Source organism: Thiohalocapsa sp. (assembly GCF_019695415.1).
In the GTDB taxonomy this organism is placed as follows: Bacteria; Pseudomonadota; Gammaproteobacteria; order Chromatiales; family Chromatiaceae; genus Thiohalocapsa.
Genome location: NZ_JAIFKJ010000255.1, coordinates 1 through 5783, shown reverse-complemented (window position 1 = coordinate 5783; position 5783 = coordinate 1). Strand labels below are relative to the sequence as shown.

The following is a 5783-nucleotide window of genomic DNA, read 5'->3' as shown; positions in this document are numbered from 1 at the left end:
ACCCCCGACATCCTGCTCCCAAAGCAGGCGCGCTACCAGACTGCGCTATACCCCGGAGCGGAGCGGTAAGCGCTGTGCCGCGCTAACCTAAGCCGCGAAATATTACAGAGTGGGTCCTATTTCGTCAATACTGGCTCGGCCATCGTGCCAAACCCTCCAGCCCGTGCCTGCTTTGCCGATGTGCCGCCAGCCAGCTCCACTGCTCTTGCACCCTGCCGGCTGCGGCGGGATCATGCGGCGTCATTCGCGCCCGTGACGCGTCGATGTGCTCGCAAAGCGTGGATGCTGTACCGACGGCGGATTCGATTCAGGAGCAACGCGAATGGCAGCGAACATCCTCGATGGCAAGGCCATCGCAGCCGAGCGACGTAACGCGATACAGCGCGAGGTGGAGCAGAGACGTCAGTCGGGCCTGCGCGCGCCGGGCCTTGCGGTTGTGTTGGTCGGAGAGAACCCGGCCTCACAAGTGTACGTGCGCAACAAGCGCAGAGCCTGCGAAGAGGTCGGCTTCCACTCCGAGCTGTACGAGCTGCCGGCGACGACCGCCCAGACGGAGCTGCTGGCGCTGGTAGACCAGCTGAATGCCGACGCGGCCATCGACGGCATTCTAGTGCAGTTACCGCTGCCGGAGCAGATCGACGCGGAGGCCGTTATCGAGCGAATCCTGCCCACCAAGGATGTGGACGGCTTCCATCCCTATAACGTGGGCCGCCTCGCGTTGCGCATGCCGCTGCTGCGCCCCTGCACACCTAAGGGGATCATGACACTGTTGGAGCGCACCGGCGAGCCGCTCGAAGGTCTGGATGCCGTGGTGATCGGTCAGTCCAATATCGTCGGCCGGCCCATGGCGCTGGAGCTGCTGGCGGCACGCTGCACCATTACCGTCTGCCATAGCCGCACCAAAGACCTCGCAGAGAAGGCCCGGGCCGCAGACCTGCTGGTGGTGGCCATGGGGCGCGCACGCCATGTGCCAGGGGACTGGGTCAAGCCGGGCGCCATCGTCATCGACGTCGGCATGAACCGCGACGAGCAGGGCAAGCTCTGCGGCGACGTGGACTTCGCCGCAGCGGCGGAGCGCGCCGCCTGGATTACGCCGGTGCCGGGAGGCGTCGGGCCGATGACCATCGCGAGCCTGCTCGAGAATACGCTTCAGGCCAATGCGCTGCGCGTCGACAACGGCAGCGGCTGATCCCACGCGTTGTCTAGCCCGGGATCGGGGCGTCGCAGCGGATGGGTCGCAGGTCGACGCGGGCCATGTCTGATGCGTAATGGCCTTGGTTATAGCGGAGAGGAGCGAGTTTCGAGGGGCGAGGTTCGAGGAAGACCAGACAGATCAGCAGGTTCTTCGCGCGACTCACCGAAAACCGACGTGCGATGGGTATAGCGCGGGTGCTGCGCGGATGCCGGGTACTCACACTCACCCGCGCCGCCAGGTGGTCCCTCCGGCACCATCCTCGAGCACGATGCCGGCGGCCGTGAGCTCGTCGCGGATGCGGTCCGCCTCGGCAAAGTCCTTGGCCTTGCGCGCGGCGCCGCGGCGGGCGATGAGGTCATCGACAGCGGCGTCGGACAAGCCGTCCTCACCGGCCCCCGCCTTGAGATAGGCGTCCGGATCCTGGCCCAGCAGCCCCAGATCACCACCCAACAGCCGCAGCTCCGCCGCCAGGGCGGCCGCGGCATCAGGATCGTCGGGGCGCAGCCGGTTGACCTCCCGCGCCAGGTCGAACAGCACCGCAAGCGCCTCGGGGGTGTTGAAGTCGTCGTTCATGGCGGCATCGAAGCGCTCCCGGTAGGCTTCGCCACCCGCGGCAGGCACCTCGACCGGCAGTCCTCGCAGGGCCGTGTAGAGCCTAGTCAAAGCAGCCCGGGCGCCATCGAGCTGGCTGTCGTCGTAATTGAGCGGGCTGCGGTAGTGGCTGCCGAGGATGAAGTAACGGACCTCCTCTGGCTGGTAGCGCAGGAGTATGTCTCGTACGGTGAAGAAATTGCCCAAGGACTTGGACATCTTCTCGTCGTTGATGCGCACGAAGCCGTTGTGCATCCAGACGTTGACAAAGGGCTCGCCGGTGGCCCCCTCGCTCTGGGCGATCTCGTTTTCGTGGTGGGGAAACATCAGGTCGGCACCACCGCCGTGGATGTCGAAGTGGTTGCCGAGGCAGCCGGTGGACATGGCGGAGCATTCGATGTGCCAGCCCGGCCGTCCCGGCCCCCAGGGCGAGTCCCAGGCGGGCTCGCCGGGCTTGGCGGCCTTCCAGAGCGCAAAGTCCAGAGGATCGCGCTTGGCCTCCCCCACCTCGACGCGCGCGCCGGCGCGGAGATCCTGCGGGTCCTTGCCGGAGAGACGCCCATAGCCGGGGAAGCTTGCCACCGAGTAGTAAACATCGCCGTTGTCGGCCACATAGGCGTGACCTTTATCGAGCAGGCGCTGGATCATGGCCTGCATGTCCGCCATGTGCGCGGTCGCCCGCGGCTCTGCATCCGGGCGCAGGACGCCCAGCCGGTCGGCGTCTTCGTGCATGGCGGCGATGAAGCGCTCGGTGAGCACTGTCATGGGCTCGCCGTTCTCCTCGGCGCGGCGGATGATCTTGTCGTCGACATCCGTGATGTTGCGCACATAGGTAACGTCGTAGCCGAGCCGCTTGAGATGGCGGTAAACCACGTCGAACACCACCAGGACCCGGGCATGGCCGAGATGGCAGAGGTCGTAGACCGTCATGCCGCAGACGTACATGCGCACCTGTCCCGGGTGCAGCGGACGGAACGGCTCCTTGCGGCGGGTGAGACTGTTATGGATCTCGAGCACAGGCACTAACGCCCTCCTCTGCATGGCCGGTTGCGGCAGCGCCCTCGGGGCCGACTGCGGGCCGGCGGGGTCCAAGCCTTAGGGAAACGCCGATTTGTCGGCGTCCCCGCGCGGGGCAGGACGCCCAGCCATTTTCAGCGGCTTACGTCGCCGAAAATGGCGGGGCGTCCTGCCCCGGACGGGAAGCGCCAATCAAGCAGCGCTTCCCTAAATCAGTGCCTCCTTGGGCGCGGCATGTTAGCAAAGGCTGTTCGCATGGATAAGCGATGCAGTAGTGTCGGGGTTTTGCCTCAGCGGCGAAACCCGTAGCATGAAGAAAGGCGAGCTACGCATCCCCACCTGCACCAGGACGGTAACGTCCATCCCGAACGCTCGGGGGCCATCCAGCCATCCAGCGGCCGAAGCCAGCCGGCACGCACAACCATCCAGCAACAGCCATTCAACAAACGCAGCCAATGCGCAGGAGCAGTCGATGATCAAGCTGACCACCAACCATGGTGACATCCACATCGAGCTGGATCACCAAAACGCCCCCATCACGGCGGCGAACTTCGAGCAGTACGTCCGCGACGGGCACTACGACGGTACCCTGTTCCACCGGGTCATCGACGGCTTCATGATCCAAGGCGGCGGCATGAGCACCGACTTCGCCCAGAAGCCCACCCGCGCCCCCATCGAGAACGAGGCCAAGAACGGGCTCAAGAACGTGACCGGCGCCATCGCGATGGCCCGGACCAACGACCCGCACTCGGCCTCGGCACAGTTCTTCATCAACGTCTCAGACAACGCCTTCCTGGACTACCCCGGGCAGGATGGCTGGGGCTACTGCGTCTTCGGCAAGGTCGTTGACGGCATGGATGTGGTGAACACCATCAAGGGCGTGAAGACCGGATCACGGAACGGCCATCAGGATGTGCCGGTGGAGGACGTCGTCATCGAGAAAGCAGAGGTGGTGGAGGACTGAGGCGGCAGCGGCACCCCTCGCCCCAGACATCGCCTGCGAGGCCGCTAGAGAGCCACCAGCGCACTCGCCCTATGCGCATCCACAGCCCGCATGACGCAGCGCGCAGGCATTTCCACCAGCCCCACGACCGCAGCGGCACGCGCCCGGCGCCGTGCCGCAGAGACGCTGTTTGTCTCTGATCTGCATCTCTCTCCGGGCCGCCCAGAACTGACACGCCTATTCCTGGCCTGGCTGCGCGCGCGGGCGGCGGATGTAGCTGCGCTCTACATCCTCGGGGATCTATTCGATGCCTGGATCGGCGATGACGACGACACCTACGCCGACGTCGAGGCCGGCCTCGCGGCACTCACGAGCGCCGGCACCCGCTGCCTGCTGATGCGCGGCAACCGGGACTTCCTGCTGGGGCGTCGATTCAGCAGGCGCACCGGCTGCACACTGCTGCGCGATCCCACGCAGGTCGACCTCGGCGGAGAGCCCGTGCTCCTGATGCACGGCGATCTGCTCTGCACCGACGACCTGCCGTATCAGCGCTTCCGCCGGCGGGTGCGCAATCCGCTGGTGCAGTGGCTCTTCCTACGGCAGCCGCTCGCCAAGCGCCGACGCATCGCCGCGGACTATCGACAGCGCAGTGCTGCTGCGATGGCGGAGAAGTCCGACGCCATCATGGATGTGAGCCCCGCGACGGTGCTCCGCTACATGCGCCGGTACCGCATCCGGCGACTGATCCACGGCCACACGCACCGCCCGGCGGACCATCGGTTGACGCTGGACGGCACCAGCGCATTTCGCCACGTACTGGCAGACTGGTCCGAGCAGGGCGGCGAGGCGCTGGTAGCGGTGAACGGCGCGCTGGAGCGTGAGCCCGTGCACGCCGATCAGCTCAGCGGCGTCCGCAGCGGGCCCGCCTGACCCCCATCATCGGCCGCACAGCGCCTCCAACTGGTTCAGCTCCGCCTCATCGAAGCCGGCCGCCAGCCGTGCCTCCCGATTCAGCGGGCAGCGGATACGCCCGCCCATGTGCTCCGCCAGCAGGCGAAAGTAGGTCGCCTGCGGCGGCAGCCCGCGCTGCTCGCAGAGCCAGCGAAACCAGCGGCTGCCGATGGCAACATGCTCCACTTCTTCGCGCAGAATGACCTGCAGGCAGGCGGCGGTTGCCTCATCACCCACACGTTCCAGGCGCGCGATCATGCCCGGTGTCACGTCGAGCCCCCGTGCCTCCAGCACCCGCGGCACCAGCGCCATTCGCGCCAGCGCGTCACCGGCGGTGGCCTCCGCCATCTGCCAGAGGCCGTCGTGGGCCGGGAAGTCTCCGTAGTCGTAGCCCAGCTCCCGGAGACGCTGGCGCAGCATCGCGAAGTGGCGTGCCTCATCGTCCGCCACGCGCGCCCAGTCCAGCGCGAATGCCGCGGGCATGGCAGGGAAGCGTTGCACTGCATCCCAGGCGAGGTTGATGGCATTGAACTCGATGTGCGCCACAGCGTGCACGAGGGCAGCCCGTCCCTCCGGCACATCCAGGCCTCGCTTCGGCAGATCGCGGGGAGCGACCAGCTCGGGCCGCGTCGGCCGACCCGGTGCTGCCGCCGGCGTCCAGGCGATGTCTGCCGCCCGGCGCAAGGCCCCGGTGCGAATGCGGGCGGCGGTCTCATGCGTCAGCCGGACCTTGGCGTCCGGGTCGGCCGCCGACCGGCAACGGGCGGCGGCAGCGAGGAGCTCGCAGCAGCTCATCTTTCCGCCTCCCGCTGACAGATCCATCGCGCAGCAGGCCCCGATGCGTTACCCTTCACCGGTAATCCACAGAGTAGTAAAACTTGGTCGTCAACATCGGCCGGAGGACAACCCCATGAAGCTCTGCCCCAAGTGCACCGCCTCGCCGCTGCCATTCGTGATGATCGCGGTCATCACCGGCTTCATCGGTTTCCTCAACTGGCTGAACCTTGGGCTGTCGGACTGGGGCACCTGGGCCCGCGTGGGTACGGCCCGGGCCATTGCCCTCCGGTCCCTTGACCAATCCTGACG

Annotated in this window: 6 protein-coding genes; 4 read left to right on the top strand and 2 right to left on the bottom strand. The window is 66.8% G+C overall.

Annotated elements, in window-relative coordinates; genetic code table 11:
• Positions 1-322: 322 nt before the first annotated feature.
• Entirely contained in the window at positions 323-1189 is an 867-nt protein-coding gene (gene folD / locus I6U14_RS07220) for a bifunctional methylenetetrahydrofolate dehydrogenase/methenyltetrahydrofolate cyclohydrolase FolD (protein ID WP_296898080.1), read from the top strand.
• 228 nt (positions 1190-1417) lie between these two features.
• Here the strand turns inward: folD and cysS are convergent, their stop codons facing one another.
• Entirely contained in the window at positions 1418-2803 is a 1386-nt protein-coding gene (gene cysS / locus I6U14_RS07215) for a cysteine--tRNA ligase (protein WP_296898081.1), read from the bottom strand.
• A gap of 472 nt (positions 2804-3275) precedes the next feature.
• Between cysS and I6U14_RS07210 the strand changes: the two genes are divergently transcribed.
• Entirely contained in the window at positions 3276-3767 is a 492-nt protein-coding gene (locus I6U14_RS07210; protein WP_296898078.1) for a peptidylprolyl isomerase, read from the top strand.
• Positions 3768-3857: 90 nt separating this feature from the next.
• A complete protein-coding gene (locus I6U14_RS07205; protein ID WP_296898076.1) occupies positions 3858-4676 on the top strand; it encodes a UDP-2,3-diacylglucosamine diphosphatase in 819 nt (272 codons plus the stop codon).
• A 6-nt stretch (positions 4677-4682) separates the two neighbouring features.
• Here the strand turns inward: I6U14_RS07205 and I6U14_RS07200 are convergent, their stop codons facing one another.
• Positions 4683-5492: a ferritin-like domain-containing protein gene (locus I6U14_RS07200; protein WP_296898074.1), complete on the bottom strand. Its 810-nt coding sequence runs from the start codon at positions 5490-5492 to the stop codon at positions 4683-4685.
• 115 nt (positions 5493-5607) lie between these two features.
• On the opposite strand from I6U14_RS07200, the gene I6U14_RS07195 reads away from it, so the two are divergent.
• Entirely contained in the window at positions 5608-5781 is a 174-nt protein-coding gene (locus I6U14_RS07195) for a hypothetical protein (protein WP_296898072.1), read from the top strand.
• Positions 5782-5783 lie beyond the last annotated feature (2 nt).